This is a genomic window from Lentzea albida (genome assembly GCF_900111005.1).
GTDB lineage: Bacteria > Actinomycetota > Actinomycetes > Mycobacteriales > Pseudonocardiaceae > Lentzea > Lentzea albida.
In genome coordinates, this window is record NZ_FOFV01000008.1 from 365,494 (window position 1) to 381,420 (window position 15,927).

The 15,927-nt window shown below is 70.6% G+C and carries 18 protein-coding genes; 15 read left to right on the top strand and 3 right to left on the bottom strand.

The features are described 5' to 3' along the window. Nucleotides 1–45: 45 nt before the first annotated feature. From BMY74_RS22340 to BMY74_RS22405, 14 genes are all read left to right on the top strand, one after another. Nucleotides 46–489 carry a VOC family protein gene (locus BMY74_RS22340; RefSeq protein WP_089919161.1) on the top strand — a complete coding sequence of 148 codons (444 nt, stop codon included), beginning with the start codon at nucleotides 46–48 and terminating at the stop codon, nucleotides 487–489. 5 nt (nucleotides 490–494) lie between these two features. After that, nucleotides 495–1,241, top strand: a complete 747-nt coding sequence (locus BMY74_RS22345) for a phosphoglyceromutase (RefSeq protein ID WP_089918977.1) — start codon at nucleotides 495–497, stop codon at nucleotides 1,239–1,241. A 178-nt stretch (nucleotides 1,242–1,419) separates the two neighbouring features. Beyond that, entirely contained in the window at nucleotides 1,420–2,592 is a 1,173-nt protein-coding gene (locus BMY74_RS22350) for a sensor histidine kinase (RefSeq protein ID WP_089918979.1), read from the top strand. After that, entirely contained in the window at nucleotides 2,589–3,269 is a 681-nt protein-coding gene (locus BMY74_RS22355; RefSeq protein ID WP_089918981.1) for a response regulator transcription factor, read from the top strand. Before BMY74_RS22350 ends, BMY74_RS22355 begins: the two co-directional genes overlap by 4 nt. 27 nt (nucleotides 3,270–3,296) lie before the next feature. Beyond that, nucleotides 3,297–4,277 carry a Ppx/GppA family phosphatase gene (locus tag BMY74_RS22360; RefSeq protein ID WP_089918984.1) on the top strand — a complete coding sequence of 327 codons (981 nt, stop codon included), beginning with the start codon at nucleotides 3,297–3,299 and terminating at the stop codon, nucleotides 4,275–4,277. Then, entirely contained in the window at nucleotides 4,277–5,560 is a 1,284-nt protein-coding gene (locus BMY74_RS22365; RefSeq protein ID WP_089918986.1) for a hypothetical protein, read from the top strand. The genes BMY74_RS22360 and BMY74_RS22365 overlap by 1 nt, the downstream gene beginning before the upstream one ends. Further along, entirely contained in the window at nucleotides 5,557–6,402 is an 846-nt protein-coding gene (locus BMY74_RS22370; protein WP_245786291.1) for a sugar phosphate isomerase/epimerase family protein, read from the top strand. Before BMY74_RS22365 ends, BMY74_RS22370 begins: the two co-directional genes overlap by 4 nt. 210 nt (nucleotides 6,403–6,612) lie before the next feature. Further along, nucleotides 6,613–7,509: a proline dehydrogenase family protein gene (locus BMY74_RS22375; RefSeq protein WP_089918987.1), complete on the top strand. Its 897-nt coding sequence runs from the start codon at nucleotides 6,613–6,615 to the stop codon at nucleotides 7,507–7,509. Beyond that, nucleotides 7,506–8,288 carry a thioesterase family protein gene (locus tag BMY74_RS22380; RefSeq protein ID WP_089918989.1) on the top strand — a complete coding sequence of 261 codons (783 nt, stop codon included), beginning with the start codon at nucleotides 7,506–7,508 and terminating at the stop codon, nucleotides 8,286–8,288. Before BMY74_RS22375 ends, BMY74_RS22380 begins: the two co-directional genes overlap by 4 nt. Nucleotides 8,289–8,298: 10 nt before the next feature. Continuing rightward, nucleotides 8,299–9,108, top strand: coding sequence for a pyrroline-5-carboxylate reductase (proC, locus tag BMY74_RS22385; protein ID WP_089918991.1), 810 nt, complete (start codon nucleotides 8,299–8,301; stop codon nucleotides 9,106–9,108). A gap of 138 nt (nucleotides 9,109–9,246) precedes the next feature. Beyond that, nucleotides 9,247–9,459, top strand: a complete 213-nt coding sequence (locus tag BMY74_RS22390; protein ID WP_030477960.1) for a helix-turn-helix domain-containing protein — start codon at nucleotides 9,247–9,249, stop codon at nucleotides 9,457–9,459. Nucleotides 9,460–9,579: 120 nt separating this feature from the next. Then, nucleotides 9,580–9,681 (top strand): 30S ribosomal protein bS22, encoded by a 102-nt coding sequence (locus BMY74_RS22395; RefSeq protein ID WP_015105422.1) that lies wholly within the window; start codon nucleotides 9,580–9,582, stop codon nucleotides 9,679–9,681. A gap of 263 nt (nucleotides 9,682–9,944) precedes the next feature. Continuing rightward, nucleotides 9,945–10,982: an NAD-dependent epimerase/dehydratase family protein gene (locus BMY74_RS22400; protein ID WP_089918993.1), complete on the top strand. Its 1,038-nt coding sequence runs from the start codon at nucleotides 9,945–9,947 to the stop codon at nucleotides 10,980–10,982. 15 nt (nucleotides 10,983–10,997) lie between these two features. After that, complete coding sequence (locus BMY74_RS22405; RefSeq protein ID WP_089918995.1) at nucleotides 10,998–11,957, top strand: lysophospholipid acyltransferase family protein; 960 nt, start codon at nucleotides 10,998–11,000, stop codon at nucleotides 11,955–11,957. Here the strand turns inward: BMY74_RS22405 and BMY74_RS22410 are convergent. After that, on the bottom strand, nucleotides 11,926–13,197 hold the full coding sequence (locus tag BMY74_RS22410; RefSeq protein ID WP_089918997.1) for an isocitrate lyase/PEP mutase family protein: 1,272 nt from the start codon (nucleotides 13,195–13,197) through the stop codon (nucleotides 11,926–11,928). The two genes, BMY74_RS22405 and BMY74_RS22410, sit on opposite strands and share 32 nt — an antisense overlap. A 66-nt stretch (nucleotides 13,198–13,263) precedes the next feature. Between BMY74_RS22410 and BMY74_RS22415 the strand changes: the two genes are divergently transcribed. Then, nucleotides 13,264–13,914, top strand: coding sequence for an ArsR/SmtB family transcription factor (locus BMY74_RS22415; RefSeq protein ID WP_245786292.1), 651 nt, complete (start codon nucleotides 13,264–13,266; stop codon nucleotides 13,912–13,914). Here BMY74_RS22415 and BMY74_RS22420 read toward each other — a convergent pair. Together BMY74_RS22420 and BMY74_RS22425 are read right to left on the bottom strand one after the other, a co-directional pair. Further along, a complete protein-coding gene (locus BMY74_RS22420; protein WP_089919001.1) occupies nucleotides 13,907–14,803 on the bottom strand; it encodes an HAD family hydrolase in 897 nt (298 codons plus the stop codon). The genes BMY74_RS22415 and BMY74_RS22420 overlap by 8 nt on opposite strands. Before the next feature lie 41 nt (nucleotides 14,804–14,844). Next, nucleotides 14,845–15,837, bottom strand: coding sequence for a DUF5667 domain-containing protein (locus tag BMY74_RS22425; RefSeq protein ID WP_089919003.1), 993 nt, complete (start codon nucleotides 15,835–15,837; stop codon nucleotides 14,845–14,847). Nucleotides 15,838–15,927: the final 90 nt, after the last annotated feature.

Consider the following 15,927-nt stretch of genomic DNA (forward strand, 5'->3'; position numbering starts at 1 on the left):
CCACATTGGTTGCAGTCGCAGTGCACTCGAAAAGGAGTGACCGAGATGGCGCAGCTCAGAGGCATCAGAGGCGTGAAGATCCCGGTGACCGACCTCGCGAAGAGCACCGAGTGGTACCGCCAGGTCTTCGGGTTCGAGTCCGAGTGGGAGTTCGCCGACGCCGATGGCGTGGTCCGAGGCGTCTCAGGCCACGTGAGCGGCGGCGCCGCGGGCCTCAGCCTGCGCGAGAACCCCGAGAAGGCGAGGGCGATCGCCGGCTTCGACCCGGTCAACTGGGCCGTGGAGACCAGGAAGGACCTCGAAGACTGGATCGCCCACCTCGACGGCTTGGGCGTCCCGCACTCGCCGGAGATCGAGGCGAGCATCGGCTGGTTGCTGGTCTTCGACGACCCCGACGGGCTGGAGATCCACATGTACACCGACGAGTCCCATGGTGTGGATCACGGTGCCCGGCCGGGGTACGGCAGGCGGGTCGGCATGGCAGGCTAGCCGGCATGTCTGTCGGAACCTTGGTCCTGCTCCGCCACGGCGAGAGCACGTGGAACGCGGAGAACCTCTTCACCGGCTGGGTGGACGTTCCCCTGTCGGAGAAGGGCGAGAAGGAGGCCCGCCGCGGCGGTGTGCTGCTGAAGGAGGCCGGCGTCCTGCCGGAGGTCCTGCACACGAGCCTGTTGCGCCGGGCGATCATGACCGCCAACCTCGCCCTCGATGCCGCCGACCGGCACTGGATCCCGGTCAAGCGCGACTGGCGCCTCAACGAGCGCCACTACGGCGCCCTGCAGGGCAAGAACAAGAAGCAGACGCTCGAGGAGTTCGGCGAGGAGCAGTTCATGCTCTGGCGCCGCTCCTACGACACCCCGCCGCCGCCCATCGAGCCCGGCAGCGAGTTCAGCCAGGACACCGACCCGCGCTACGCGGACCTCGGCCCCGACCTGCCGCTGACCGAGTGCCTGCTCGACGTCGTCAAGCGGATGATCCCGTACTGGGAGTCGTCGATCGTCCCGGACCTGCGCACCGGCAAGACGGTCCTGGTGGCCGCGCACGGCAACTCGCTGCGCGCGCTCGTGAAGCACCTCGACGGCATCTCGGACGAGGCCATCGCGGGGCTCAACATCCCGACCGGCATCCCGCTGCGCTACGACCTCGACGAGGAGCTGAAGCCGCTCAAGCCGGGCGGCGAGTACCTCGACCCGGACGCCGCGAAGGACGCCATCGCGGCGGTCGCCAACCAGGGTCGCTGAGAGCATTCCAAGAAAGGCGCACCCGCGCGTCGGGTGCGCCTTTCGGCGTCTTAGGACACGGTTGGGTGAACACGGGCTGACCAGGTGCGGAACAACCGTCCACTGAGGTGTCGCGGGTATCACGGTTCACGCTTCCGCACTAGGCCAGGACACCTCTGAGCTGCTTACCATTCGCCTCGTGACCACAACGGGTTACCTCGCTGTGTCGATCGGCCTCGCGCTCATCGGCGTGATAGCCGCTTTCTTCATCGGCCGGTTCACCGCTCCCAGACACCCCAGGAAGCCGGAAGGCCTCACCGTCGGTGACTTGATCCAGCAGATCGTGCACGACTCGCACGACGGCATCGTGGTGCTGAACCACTTCGGTGACGTCGTGATCCACAACCCTCGCGCCGAAGAGCTCGGGATCGTCCGCAACAACCGCGTCGACGACCGCGCCCGCAAGGCCGCCGAGGGTGTCCGCAGCAGCAATGAGGTCGTCTACGTCGACCTCTCGCCGCTGGATGGGCAGCGCGGTGGCCGCCAGCCGGAGGCCGTGCACGCCGAGGTCCGGCAGCTGGTCGAGGACTTCATCGTGGTCGACGCCACGGACGAGTCCGAGTCGGTGCGGCTGGAGAAGACCCGGCGCGACTTCGTGGCGAACGTCAGCCACGAGCTGAAGACCCCCGTCGGCGCGTTGGCGCTGCTCGCGGAGGCCGTGCTGGACGCGAGCGACGACCAGGAGGAGGTCCGCCGGTTCAGCGCGAAGATCATGCAGGAGGCGACGCGCCTCGGCACGCTCGTCACCGAGCTGATCGCGCTGTCGCGGCTGCAGGGCGCCGAGAAGCTGCCGGAGCTGTCCGACACCGAGATCGACGTCGTGATCAACGAGGCGCTGTCGCGGTCCAAGCTCGCCGCCGAGTCCGTCAACATCGCGATCACCACCGACGAGCCGAGCGGGTTCGTCGTGCCGGGTGACCGGTCGTTGCTGGTCACGGCGCTGACGAACCTGCTGGACAACGCCGTCGCGTACTCGCCGCCCGGCAGTCCGGTGAGCGTGAGCCGCCGGTTGGTGGACGGGCACGTCGAGATCGCCGTGACCGACCGCGGCATCGGCATCGCCGAGGACCAGCAGATCAGGGTCTTCGAACGCTTTTACCGCGTCGACAAGGCGCGGTCGCGGGCCACCGGGGGCACCGGTCTCGGGCTCGCGATCGTCAAGCACGTCGCCGCCAACCACGGCGGTGAGGTGAAGCTGTGGAGCCTGCCAGGAACGGGTTCCACCTTCACGCTGCGGCTCCCCGCCGCGGCGACCGAACCGAATCCGACTCTCGTGCCGGCTGGCACGGGTGACCCAGGAGGAGAGCAGTGACCAGGGTGCTCATCGTGGAGGACGAGGAGTCCTTCGCCGATCCGCTCGCCTTCCTGCTGCGCAAGGAGGGGTTCACCGCGGCCCTCGCGGCCACCGGCCAGGAGGCGCTCGAGGAGTTCGACCGCAACGGCGCCGACATCGTGCTGCTGGACCTGATGCTGCCCGGCATGAGCGGCACGGACGTCTGCAAGCAGCTGCGCGCGCGGTCCGCCGTCCCCGTGATCATGGTGACGGCCCGCGACAGCGAGATCGACAAGGTCGTGGGCCTGGAACTGGGCGCCGACGACTACGTCACCAAGCCGTACTCGGCCCGCGAGCTCATCGCCCGCATCCGCGCGGTGCTGCGCCGCGGCGGCGAGTCCGAGGACCTGCTCCCGCAGATCCTCGAGGCCGGCCCGGTGCGGATGGACGTGGAACGCCACGTCGTCACCGTCGGCGGCCAGGACATCAGCCTGCCGCTCAAGGAGTTCGACCTCCTCGAGTACCTGCTCCGCAACGTCGGTCGCGTCCTGACCCGTGGACAGCTGATCGACCGGGTCTGGGGAGCGGACTACGTGGGCGACACGAAAACGCTGGACGTGCACGTCAAGCGGCTGCGGTCCAAGATCGAACCCGACCCGTCGGCTCCCCGGCACCTCGTCACGGTCAGGGGTCTGGGTTACAAGTTCGAGTCCTGACGGACACGACCAGGTACCGTTTCCGGCGTGCGCCTGGGCGTTCTCGACGTGGGTTCCAACACCGTCCACCTTCTAGTGGTGGACGCGCATCGTGGTGCCCACCCCATCCCGATGACGTCCGAGAAGACGATCCTTCGTCTCGCCGAACAGCTCGACGACAAGGGGCAGCTCCGCAAAGCGGGCGCTGACCAGCTCGTTCGGGCCGTCGCCGCCGCCAAGGCGTCGGCGAAGAAGTCCGGCTGCGAGGACCTGATGGCGTTCGCGACCTCGGCGGTGCGCGAGGCGGGCAACTCGAGCGAGGTGCTCGACCGCGTGCGCACCGAGACCGGGGTCGAGCTGAAGGTCCTGTCCGGTGAGGACGAGGCGAAGTTCACCTTCCTCGCGGTCCGCCGCTGGTACGGCTGGTCCGCGGGCAAGCTGCTCAGCCTCGACATCGGCGGCGGCTCGCTGGAGCTCGCCATCGGCCGGGACGAGAACCCGGACCTGGCCTTCTCCGTGCCGCTCGGTGCGGGAAGGCTCACCAGGACCCGGTTCCACAAGGACCCGCCCCGGCGCTCGGAGGTCCGCGAGACCACCGACTGGCTCGCCGAACAGCTCGCGCCCGTGGCGCGGAAGCTGAAACGCGCGGGGGAACCCGATCGGGTGGTTGCAACCTCAAAAACTTTCCGAACGCTGGCGCGGCTCACCGGGGCCGCGCCATCGTCTGCCGGGCCCAGGGCGCGTCGGGTGCTCACCGACGCCGGGCTGCGGCAGCTGATCGCGTTCATCTCCCGGATGTCGGCCGGCGACCTCGCGGAACTGGAGGGCGTGAGCACCTCGCGCGCCCACCAGCTCGTCGCGGGCGCGCTGGTCGCGGAGGCCACAATGCGAGCCCTGTCACTCACCCAGCTGGAGATTTGCCCCTGGGCACTCCGGGAGGGTGTCATCCTCCGACGGCTGGACCACACTGACGGCACGGACCAGAGCGATACTGGACGGACTGGCCAGACCGGGGCACGGTGGAGTTGATGAGTCGAGAGAGCGGATCGGACCAGACGCAGCGCACAGTCGCTGAGCTGCTCGCCCAGTACGGGGGCAGCGCAGAGAGTGCGCCACGTCGGCGACGCCGCCGGGCGGCTGACGAGGAAGACGACGTCCAGCAGCCGGAGACCGCGCCCCAGACGATCATCGAGCGGGTGCTGTCCGACAGCGGCCGCCTGATGGCCATCCGCGACGACGACGCACCGCAGCCCGGTCGTCGCGCCGCACCGGAACCGCCGCCCGCCGCCGAGCGCACCGCGTACCAGCCGAAACCGCCGGTCGCCCCGCCCGTCGCGCCGCCGAAGCCGCAGCCGTCGCAGCAGATGCCGCTGCCGTCGGCCCAGCCGCCGCAGGTCCGCAGACCGGCCCCGGCCGCTCCCAAACCGGCGCCCCCGAAGCCCGCCGCGCCCGTGCCGCCGCCTCCCGCGGCCGCCGAGCAGACCCGGCAGGTGCCGCAGGTCCGCGACCAGCCGTCGCGCTCGGACATGCCGCGCCCGGACGTGCCCGGCCGCCTGGAGGCCCGTCTCGACCAGGCGACCACGGCCGCGCCGAACCCGTCGCGCCCGAACATCGCCCGGCCGAAGCCCGTGCCGCCGTCGGTGCCGATGCCGGTCGCCGCGCCCCCGCGCGAGGCGATGACCGAGCAGCTCCCGCGCATCCCGGCGAAGGCACCGGTCGACCAGATCGCCGCGCTCGAGACCGAGTCCGTGCTGATCGTGCCGCCCGCCCCGCCGAAGCTGCCGGAGCCGCTGCCGGGCAACCAGCCCGACGCCTGGTTCGGCGACGACGACCCGAACGCCCACACCGACCTGTCGATGCCGCCGATGGAGTCGACCGCGGCGCACCCCGGCCCGTACGTGGACGACGACGACTCGCAGGAGTACGCCGCCTACCGCGCCGAGGACGACTACCTCGCGGACGACTCCGACGACGAGGACGACGACGACGGCCCCGCGGGCCTCGACGACGCCGCCGAGATCGACGAGGAAGCCGAACCGGAACCGCGCTCGGCCGGCAAGGAGTGGCTGGTCATGATCGGCCAGCTCGCCGTCGGCGTGCTCGGCGGCGCGGGTCTGTGGCTCGCCTTCAACTACCTGTGGCGCGCGATCCCCGCCGCCGCACTCGTGGTCGCCCTGGCGGTTACCGTGGGTCTGGTGTTGCTGGTGCGAAAGATCCGCCGAGCGGATGATCTGCAGACCACCGTCCTGGCCGTGCTCGTGGGCCTCATCGTGACAGTCTCACCAGCGGCGATGCTGCTGGTGAAGAGTTGACCGCCCGCATCCCGGTCGGGCTCTCCACGGCGTCGGTCTACCCGCAGCCCGCCGGAGCGGCGTTCGACATGGCCGCCGACCTGGGCTACGACGGCGTCGAGCTGATGGTGTGGGCCGACCCGGTGTCGCAGGACATCCGCGCGGTAGACCGCCTGTCGACCCGAACGGGCATGCCGGTGCTCGCCGTGCACGCGCCCTGCCTGCTGATCTCGCAGCGCGTGTGGTCGCCGGACCCGTCCGAACGGCTCAGGCGTGCGGTTGAGGCGGCCGGTGACCTGGGCGCCCCGACCGTGGTGCTGCACCCGCCGTTCCGGTGGCAGCGGAAGTACGCGGACGGGTTCGCCGAGCTGGTCGCGTCCCTGGAGTCCGAGAGCGGGATCGCCATCGCCGTGGAGAACATGTTCCCGGTGAAGCGCCCGCTCGGGCGGGGGCGTTCGGTCGAGATGAACGCGTTCAAGCCTTCTGTGGACCCCACGGACGTGGGGCACGCGAACTACACGCTGGACCTGTCGCACTCGGCTGCCGCGCACATGGACGCGTTGGAATTGGCCAAGCGGATGGGGGACGGGTTGCGGCACGTCCACCTGGCGGACGGGTCCGGGGCGCCCAAGGACGAGCACATGGTGCCTGGGCGTGGGTCTCAGCCCTGTGCCGAGTTGTGCGAGATGCTGGCCCGGGGTGGGTTCGACGGGCAGGTCGTGCTGGAGGTCAACACCCGGCGTGCTGGGAGCGTGGAGGCTCGGCGGGAGATGTTGGCCGAGTCGCTGTTGTTCGCGCGGTTGCACCTGGATTGGGCTGCTGAGGGTGGGGCCGGGAAGGCCCGGCCCGGACTGGGTCGCTGATCCCGGGGCCGGTCGCTGATCCCGGGGCTGGTCGCTGTGTCCGGGGCCGGCTCGCGAACGCGAGCTCTGGTGGCCACACGCCGCTGCCTTGTGCGTCGCACCTGACGGCTCACGCCCCACGCCTGCCTCTCACCCATGCCGTCTCACGCCCCACGCCCCGCCCGCGAGTCCTCGCCGCCCCTGAGTTGAGCGGCGAGTTAGGGTTCCGGTGTGAACCCGCTGCGAGCGTTGATCATGGCCGCGTCTCGCAACGAGACGGTCCGCCACCTCGTCGCCAACGCGCCCATCAGCCGTGACGTCGTGAAGCGCTTCGTCGCGGGCGAGACCACCGCCGACGCGGTCGAGGTGGTGCGTGGGCTCGGGTTGCCGGTGACGCTGGACTACCTGGGCGAGGACACCACCGACAAGGCCCAGGCCGAGAAGACCGTGCAGGCGTACCTCGAGTTGCTCGACGCGTTGCACGCCGCGGGGCTCGCGAAGGACGCCGAGGTCAGCGTGAAGTTGAGCGCGGTCGGGCAGACGCTCGACGAGTCGCTCGCCCTGACGAATGCCTCGCGCATCTGTGCCGCCGCCGAGCAGTGCGGGACGACGGTCACGCTCGACATGGAGGACCACACCACCACCGACTCGACGTTGCGCGTGCTCGAGGAACTGCGGCGCACCTGGCCGTGGGTGGGGGCGGTGTTGCAGTCGTACCTGCACCGGACGCTGGAGGACTGCGAGCGGCTCGCGGGGGCCGGGAGCAGGGTTCGGCTGGTCAAGGGGGCCTACGCGGAGCCTCCCGAGGTTGCGATTCAGGATCCATCAGAGGTTGATCTGAACTACGTGCGGTGTGTGAACGTTCTCCTCGCTGGAGAGGGTTACCCGATGTTCGCCACGCACGACCCGCGGCTGATCGAGATCATCGGCGAGCGGGCGCGCTGGTATGACAAAACCGACTTCGAGTACCAGATGCTCTACGGCATCCGGACCGAGGAGCAGAGGCGTCTCGGGACTCGCGTTTATGTTCCCTACGGTGAGCAGTGGTACGGATATCTCATGCGGCGACTAGCTGAACGGCCTGCCAACGTAACCTTTTTCCTGCGGTCGCTGGCCAGCCGCTCATGACCTTCTCGAAGTCCAGTGCGGTGCGGTCGCTCGGTGACGGAACCTTCACCGCGTCCCTGCCCGCCGAGTGGACCGTCGGGCCCAAGCCCCACGGTGGTTTCCTCCTCGCGGTGATGACCCGCGCGGCGGCTCAGGTCGCCGACGCGGACCCGTTGGTCGTGTCCGCGCAGTTCCTGCGGGCGCCGGAGGTCGGGCCCGTGCTGGTGCGGACCGACGTGCGCAAGGCCGGGCGGACGGCCACGGTCATCGCCGTGTCGCTGGAGCAGCGCGGTCAGGTGTGCGTCGAGGCGTCGGTGACGACCGGGCGGATACCGGAGAACCGGGCCGACTACGTGAACCTGCCGGCCATGCCCGCCGCGCCGCCGCCCGGTGCGGTGGAGCTCGCGAACTTCCCGACCGGCGGCAGCTACAAGGTCGGGGCGTTGTGCGACCTGCGGGTGGACCGCGAGTCGGCGACGTTCCTCGACCGGCGCACGGACGGGCCGTTGACGCTCAAGCTGTGGGCTCGGCCCACGGACGAGCAGCCCGATCCGTACTTCGCGTTGCTCGCCGGGGACCTGTCGATGCCCGTGACGTTCAACCTCGGGCGTTTCGGCTGGTCGCCGACGGTGCAGCTGACGGCGTTGCTGCGCGCGCGGCCTGCTCCCGGCTGGTTGCGCATCCACGTGACGTGCCAGGCGGTGCACGGGCAGTGGTTCGACGAGGACGCCACGGTGATCGACTCGGCCGGGCGGCTGGTGTGCCAGGCACGGCAGCTGGCGTTGACGCCTGCTGTGTGAGACTTGACCGATGACGAAGATCGCGGTGCTCGGCGCGGGCAAGATCGGTGAGGCGCTGCTGTCCGGGCTCTTGCAGGGTGGTCGCGCGGCCTCGGATCTGCTCTTCACCGAGAAGCACGAGTCGCGGGCGAAGGCCCTGACCGAGCAGTACGGGTTCGAGGCCGTCACGGTCGCGGGCGCGGCGGCGCAGGCCGACGTGCTCGTCGTGGCGGTCAAGCCGCAGGACATCGAGCCGTTGCTCACCGAACTCGCGCCGGTGCTGCGTCCCGGCACGTTGATCGTCTCGCTGTGCGCGGGCCTGCCGACGGCCCTGTACGAGCGCAGGCTGCCCGCGGGCACCCCGGTGGTGCGGGTCATGCCGAACACGCCCATGGTCGTCGGTGAGGCCATGAGCGCCGTTTCCGGTGGGTCCAACGCCACGCCCGAGCACCTCAAGGTCGTCGAGGAGCTGCTGTCGACCGTCGGCAAGGTCGCGGTGGTGCCGGAGTCGCAGCAGGACGCAGTGACGGCGCTGTCGGGGTCCGGTCCCGCGTACTTCTTCTTCCTGGTCGAGGCGATGATCGACGCGGGCATCCTGCTCGGCATCCCGCGCGACCTGGCCTCGCAGCTCATCATCCAGTCGGCGGTGGGCGCCGCGACGATGCTGAACGAGGGCTCGAACCACCCGGTGATCCTGCGCGAGGCGGTCACGTCGCCCGCCGGCACGACCATCATGGCCATCCGCGAGCTGGAGAAGCACGGCGTGCGCGCCGCCCTTCTCGCGGCCATCGAGAGCGCCCGTGACCGGTCCGTGGAGCTGGGCAAACAGCACGAGGACTAGGTCGAAGTGAGGGACCGGCCCCACTTGGACGTCGCAGGAGTCACATCAGTCCCGCTACTCTCAGGGCAGCACGTGCGTGTCGAACCGTCGGTGGGGAAGACCGACGGCACGACACGTGTCTAAGGATGCGGTGATTTCATGCCTGCGAAGGAGAACGAACGAACAGGCCTCGCTCAGGTGCAGTTCCTGACCGTGGCCGAGGTGGCCTCGATGATGCGGGTCTCCAAGATGACGGTGTACCGCCTGGTGCACTCGGGCGAGCTACCCGCGGTGCGGGTCGGCAAGTCGTTCCGGGTGCCGGAAAAAGCGGTGCACGCCTACCTGGAGAACGCGTACTTCGACGCTGGCTGAAGGCTGGCGAACCCCGCCGGGTAGACTGGTAGGCCGATCGTGCTTACCGGCGCGCCGTGCTTGACACGGCCAAGGCTGGGGCGCGCCAGTCAAAGCAACGTCTAGAGCTAAGGAACCCGCATGGGCTCGGTCATCAAGAAGCGCCGCAAGCGCATGTCGAAGAAGAAGCACCGCAAGCTGCTGCGCAAGACCAGGGTCCAGCGCAGGAAGCGCGGCAAGTAAGCCCGCATGCGCTCTGCCGCCGCCGGTCTCCGCGAGGAGACCGGCGGCGGTTGCGTTTTTCCGGGCCCGCACAGGTCCTTGCGGCGGCACGGATATCACCCAGTGAGACGAACGGCGAGAAACGCGGGATCAGTCGCCGCCGTTCGGGTGATTGGGCGGTAAAGCCCGCGTGACCTGCGTCAAGACGGCGTTCCGGCCCCGTGCGGTTCTCAATCCGGTCTGTAGCATCGACCAATCGCCACGCCCTTCGTGCTTGGAGTCGCATGACGCCCAAGGTCGTCCTCGTCACCGGAGTGAGCCGCTTCCTCGGCGGCCACCTCGCCGCGCGCTTCGCCGCGAACCCGGACATCGAGCGCGTGCTCGGGGTGGACACCGAGCCGCCGCCACGCGACCTGCTGCGCCGCATGGGCCGGGCGGAGTTCGTGCGGGCCGACATCCGCAACCCGCTGATCGCCAAGGTCATCTCCACCGCGAACGTCGACACGGTCGTCCACGCCTCCGTCACCGCGAGCCCGGCCGGGCCCACCGGCCGCACGGTGATGAAGGAGATGAACGTCATCGGCACCATGCAGCTGCTGGCCGCGTGCCAGAAGTCGCCCAAGGTGCAGAAGCTCGTGGTGAAGTCCACCAGCGCCGTCTACGGGTCCAGCAGCCGCGACCCGGCGGTGTTCACCGAGGACATGGGCCCGAAGGACCTGCCGTCGTCCGGCTACGCCAAGGACGCGGTCGAGGTCGAGGGCTACGTGCGCGGGTTCGGCCGCCGCAGGCCGGACGTCAACGTCACGACGCTGCGCTTCACGAACTTCATCGGCCCGCGCATCGACACGGTGCTGACGCGCTACTTCGCCCTACCGGTCGTGCCCACCGTCCTGGGGTACGACGCTCGTGTGCAGCTGCTGCACTCCGAGGACGCGCTGGCGGTCCTCGAACGCGCGACGCTGCACGACCTGCCAGGCGTGTACAACGTGGGCGGCGACGGCGTGCTGCTGCTGTCGCAGGCCATCCGGCGGGCGGGCAGGCTGAACCTGCCGGTGCCCAGCATGGCCGTGCCCACGGTCGGAGGCTTCTTCCGGAGCGCCCGGCTCGTCGACTTCTCGCCCGACCAGATGAGGTTCCTCAACTGGGGGCGTGTGGTCGACACCACCCTGCTGCGCAAGGAGTTCGGGTTCACGCCGCGGTGGACCACCCAGCAGGCGTTCGACGACTACGTGAACGGCCGAGGCCTGAAGCCGCTCATCGACCCGGAGACGATCGAAGCCGCGGAACGGGGAATCCTCGACGCGGCCGCCCGTTTCCGCTGATCTTTGCTTGAGGAGATGAACGCAGTGGCAGGAGCACGCGTTATCCCGCTGCACGACCCGGAACGCGACGCCGCGCGCAGATCGCGCCACGTCGAGGTGGTTCCCGAACCCGAGCAGCAGCAGTCCGCGACACCGGACTGGGAACGCAGGCTGACCGACCTGCTGTCGTTCGCGCGCAGGCGGATCGCGGGCGACTACCAGATCGACGAGTTCGGCTTCGACCGCGACCTCACCGAGAACGTGCTGATGCCGCCGCTGAAGCCGTTGTACGAGAAGTGGTTCCGCGTCGAGACGATCGGCCTGAACAACATCCCGATGGCGGGCGGCGCGCTGATCGTGGCGAACCACTCCGGCACCGTGCCGCTCGACGCCCTGATGACGGCGTACGGCATCGCGTCCGAGCACCCCGCGCACCGGCCGTTGCGCGGCCTGGGGGCGGACCTGGTGTTCCGCACGCCGGTGCTGGGCGCGTTGGCGCGCAAGGGCGGCCAGACGCTCGCCTGCAACGCCGACGCCGAGAGGCTGCTGTCGTCCGGTGAGCTCGTCGGCGTGTGGCCGGAGGGCTTCAAGGGCATCGGCAAGCCGTACAAGGACCGCTACAAGCTGCAGCGCTTCGGCCGCGGCGGGTTCGTGTCGGCGGCGCTGAAGACCGGCGTGCCGATCATCCCGGTGTCGATCGTCGGCGCCGAGGAGATCTACCCGATGATCGGCGACATCAAGACGCTCGCCCGGTTGCTGGGTTTCCCGTACTTCCCGGTGACGCCGTTCTTCCCGCTGTTCGGGCCGCTGGGCGCCATCCCGCTGCCGTCGAAGTGGTACATCGAGTTCGGCGAGCCGATCCGCACGGACGTGTTCGGCGAGAACGCGGCCGACGACCCGATGCTCGTCTTCAACCTCACCGACCAGGTGCGCGAGACGATCCAGCAGACCCTGTACCGGCTGCTCACCCAGCGGCGGAACGTGTTCCTCGGCTGACGAGCCCCTGCACGTCCTCGTAGCTGAACGCCGGTGCCGTTCCACCGTCGCGCACGGCCTCCGCGGTCGCGACGGTGTGGTGCAGTGCCGCCCTGAACAGCAGTGATCCGGTGCTGACGCGCTTGACGCCCAGCTCGCCGAGCTCCTTCGGCGTGCGCTGCTGGGCCAGCACGTTCAGCGGCGCGAGGGCGGCCAGCTGCTCGATCTCGCGGGGATCGGTGAGACCCGCGACGAAGATCCCGTCCGCGCCGGCGTCGACGTACCGGCGGGCGCGGTCAGCGGTCTCCTCGGGTGCCAGGCCCAGCCAGTGGGTGTCGATGCGGGCGTTGAGGAACACGCCGGGCGCGCGGGTCTTGACGGCGGTGATCAGCTCGGCCTGTTCGGCGGGGGTGGCGAGGCCGTGCGGGCGGCCGTCCTCCAGGTTGACGCCCGCGACCCCGAGTCCGGCCACCAGGTCCGCGACCTCCCGCGGCGGCGCCCCGAACCCGGACTCCAGGTCGGCCGTGACGGGGAACGGCAGGTCCGCGAGCAGCCGGGCCAGCGCGACGGCCTGGTCGCCTGCCAGGCCCGTGCCGTCCGGGATGCCGTGCGCGGCGGCCACCCCGAGGCTCGTCGTGCCGACCGCCGGAAAGCCCGCCGCGTGCAGGGCGACGGCGGAGGCGTGGTCCCAGGCGTTGGGGAGGACCAGCGGTTCCGCCTGGTGGTGCAGGGCCCGGAACGCCATGTTCTTGGCGATTCGAGTCGCCAGGTGCCGTCCGGGACAGGCGTGCGGACCGCGGCCGAACGGGTGGTCCGCCAGGCCGACCTCGATCACGCCGTCGGCGCCGGCCCTGCGGGTGATCGGGACCGGCGGCGCGGTGTCGCCCGTGCGGAGGTGGTCGGCGAGGGCGTGCGTGGCGGCCCAGGCCTGCACGAGCAGGCCGATCCGGGCGGCCGTCTCCTCGTCGTGGGTGGTGGCCAGGCGTTCGACGGCGGCGTCGGCTGCCGTGGTGATCGGCTCGTGGGGCTGGTAGCTCGGGGCGATGCGGGCGATGTCGTCCAACGAGCCCGGCAGGCCGAGCGCGGTGGCCAGCTCGTCGAGGGTGGTGGCCTGCAGGCCGTCCAGCAGCCGCTCGGTCAGGGCGCGTCGGCGGGTGTGGTCGGGGCCGTTGCTGAACCTCACCACGGACGACCTGAGCCAGGCCACGCCCGCGTCTCCTGGCGAGACCGACGGGACCGGCAGCAGCAGCTCTTCGCTCATGCCCGACGACGGTAGGGGCTGGACGCTTCGGTGCCGGCCGAAGTGTCCTGGCCGCAGAATGGCGGGGTGGAAGCACTCGCCCAGGTCGCCGGACTGCTCGCGGACTCCACGCGTGCCGCGATCTGCGGCGCCCTGCTCGACGGACGGGCCTGGACCGCGAGGGAACTCGCCGCGCACGCCGGAGTCGCCGCCTCCACCGCCAGCGAGCACCTGACGAAGCTGGTCGAGGGCGGCGTGCTGGTCGAGCACCGGCAGGGACGGCACCGGTACGTCGCGCTGGCCGGACCGCACGTCGCGGAGCTGCTGGAGGCGATGGTCGCGTTCGCCGGGCCGCAGGTGGCGCCGCGCGGCTTGCGGGCGGCCGCGGTGTCGGAGGCGATGGCTCGGGGGCGGACCTGCTACGACCACCTCGCGGGGAAGCTCGGCATCGCGCTGAAGCGCGGGCTTCTCGAACTCGGAGTCGTCAGCGCCGAACTGACGATCACCGAGCCGGGCATGATCTGGCTGAAGGAGCTCGGCTTCGAGCCCGGGAAGCGCCAGCTCAGCCGGGCCTGCCTCGACTGGACCGAACGCGTCCCCCATCTCGCCGGAGCCGCCGGAGCGTTCCTGTGCGAGGCGTTCCTCGAACGGGAGTGGGTGCGCAGGATCGGCACGGGTCGCGCGGTGGTGCTCACGCCTGTGGGCGAGCAGGCCTGGAAGGCCCTCGGGCTTACTTGACCCGGCGCCGGTAGGCCATGGTGGCCGCCACCGCCCCGGCCAGCGCGCCGGCGCCCAGCACCGACGGCACGCCGATCTTGGCCGCCTTGCGGCCGGTGCGGAAGTCGCGGATCTCCCAGCCCTTGCGCCGCGACACCTCGCGCAGCTGCGAGTCCGGGTTCACGGCCACCGCGGTGCCCACCACGGACAGCATCGGCACGTCGTTCGACGAGTCCGAGTACGCGGTGCAGCGACGCAGGTCGAGGCCCTCCTTGGCGGCCAGCGACCGCACGGCCTGCGCCTTGGCCTTGCCGTGCAGGAGGTCGCCGACCAGGCGGCCCGTGTAGATGCCGTTCTCCGACTCGGAGACGGTGCCCAGGGCACCCGTCAGGCCGAGACGGCGGGCGATGATCTGCGCGAGCTCGACGGGCGTGGCGGTGACGAGCCAGACCCGCTGGCCCGCGTCGAGGTGCATCTGGGCGAGGGCCTGGGTGCCCTTCCAGATGCGGTCGGCCATCAGCTCGTCGTAGATCTCCTCGCCCAGCGAGACGAGTTCGGCGACGCTGCGGCCCGAGACGAACGACAGCGCCTGCTCGCGGGAGGCCTTGACGGACTCCGGGTCCTCGCGGCCGCCGACGCGGAACTTCAGCTGCTGCCAGACGAAGCCCGCGAGGTCGGAGGAGGAGAAGTACTTGCGCGCGGCGAGGCCGCGGGCGAAGTGGAAGATCGACGCGCCCATCATCATCGTGTTGTCCACGTCGAAGAAGGCGGCCGCCGTCAGGTCGGGCGGGACGGTCAGCGCGGTCTCGAGCTCCGGCGCCATCGCGGCGGCCTGGATCGCCGCCTCTGCCGATGCCTCGCCGGCCAGCTCGGCCAGCCGGTCGCTCTCCACGTCACGCTTGCCTGCCATGTCACAAGCCTAGCGATCCGGTTCGCCGGAAACCGCCCGACTCAGCCGAAGCTGATGCCGGGCAGCAGCGGGAGCGAGATGCTCGGCAGCGGGAGGGGCAGCGGGATCGTGATCCCCGGCCTGCTCGTCGAGGGCTGGGGGGAGGTGCCCGGCTTCGACGTCGGCGCGGCCGAGGAGCCCGGTGCGACCGACTGGGTGGGCTGCACCGGCGGGTCCGCCGAACCGGACGGGACCGGCACGCCCGACCGGGTGGGCGCCACCGAGGACGGCCTGCTGCCCGGTGAGGTGCTCGGGTCCGGGACGACCGGGACGCAGTCGTCCTTGGCCGGCAGCGGGCCGAGCGTGTCCGAGGAACCGCTGGTCACGACGTCGCAGCCGGCGCGGGCGGCCAGGTCGTGGGCGCGCTGGGCGATGCTCGCGAGCAGCCACATCGTGGTCTCGGCGTGGGCGCGCGCGTCGTCGGGCAGGCGGGGTCGCAGGGTGCCGAGCTTCTCGTACTGCCCGAGCGCCCAGTCGCGGAGGTCCGGCAGCGCCGCCTTGTCGGAGGTCGTCGCGTACGCGGTGAGCTGGCGGGAGCCCTCCACCGCGTCGGCGTCGAGGTCGGTGAGGGCCGTGAGCTGCGCGGACGAGGCGGAGGACCGGTCGGCCAGCGTCTCCATCTCGGTGACGCGGGAGGCGGCGAACTCGAGGTGCTTGAGGGCGCGGTCCTGGTCGTCGAACGTCAGGCCGAGCGAGGCGCTTTCGGTGGTGCGCTTGACGCCGTAGAGCGGGTCTCCCGGGAGCGCGTCACGGCTGAGCAGCACGCTCATACCGGTGAGGGACAACAGCAAGCAGAGGACCGCGGCTGCCGCGACCGCCACCCGCCCGCGCGCTCCCACGCGTCTTACCGACGGGAGCACCAGGGGCTTCTCCGGTGGCGGCGCGGTGAGGATGCGCTGTTTCATCCGTTCGCGTGTATCGGCGTCCGGGCCGACGTCCATCTTCCGGAGGAGTTCGACGATCGCGAGGTCCTCAGCGAGGTCGTCGTTCCCCACCGGCTGTGGGCCGCCTTCAACGGCACGGGCGAATCGCTCGTGCTCCGTCTGCCGCCACCGCGGTGTTCTTCCCTTGCCGTCCATCTCAGC

What these genes read in the sequence shown, in the direction of transcription:
- BMY74_RS22340 (WP_089919161.1), top strand. Translation starts at nt 46, where the DNA reads ATGGCGCAGCTCAGAGGCATCAGAGGCGTGAAGATCCCGGTGACCGAC.
- BMY74_RS22345 (WP_089918977.1), top strand. Translation starts at nt 495, where the DNA reads ATGTCTGTCGGAACCTTGGTCCTGCTCCGCCACGGCGAGAGCACGTGG.
- BMY74_RS22365 (WP_089918986.1), top strand. Translation starts at nt 4,277, where the DNA reads ATGAGTCGAGAGAGCGGATCGGACCAGACGCAGCGCACAGTCGCTGAG.
- BMY74_RS22380 (WP_089918989.1), top strand. Translation starts at nt 7,506, where the DNA reads ATGACCTTCTCGAAGTCCAGTGCGGTGCGGTCGCTCGGTGACGGAACC.
- proC (WP_089918991.1), top strand. Translation starts at nt 8,299, where the DNA reads ATGACGAAGATCGCGGTGCTCGGCGCGGGCAAGATCGGTGAGGCGCTG.
- BMY74_RS22390 (WP_030477960.1), top strand. Translation starts at nt 9,247, where the DNA reads ATGCCTGCGAAGGAGAACGAACGAACAGGCCTCGCTCAGGTGCAGTTC.
- BMY74_RS22395 (WP_015105422.1), top strand. Translation starts at nt 9,580, where the DNA reads ATGGGCTCGGTCATCAAGAAGCGCCGCAAGCGCATGTCGAAGAAGAAG.
- BMY74_RS22400 (WP_089918993.1), top strand. Translation starts at nt 9,945, where the DNA reads ATGACGCCCAAGGTCGTCCTCGTCACCGGAGTGAGCCGCTTCCTCGGC.
- BMY74_RS22405 (WP_089918995.1), top strand. Translation starts at nt 10,998, where the DNA reads ATGAACGCAGTGGCAGGAGCACGCGTTATCCCGCTGCACGACCCGGAA.
- BMY74_RS22410 (WP_089918997.1), bottom strand. Translation starts at nt 13,197, where the DNA reads ATGAGCGAAGAGCTGCTGCTGCCGGTCCCGTCGGTCTCGCCAGGAGAC.
- BMY74_RS22420 (WP_089919001.1), bottom strand. Translation starts at nt 14,803, where the DNA reads ATGGCAGGCAAGCGTGACGTGGAGAGCGACCGGCTGGCCGAGCTGGCC.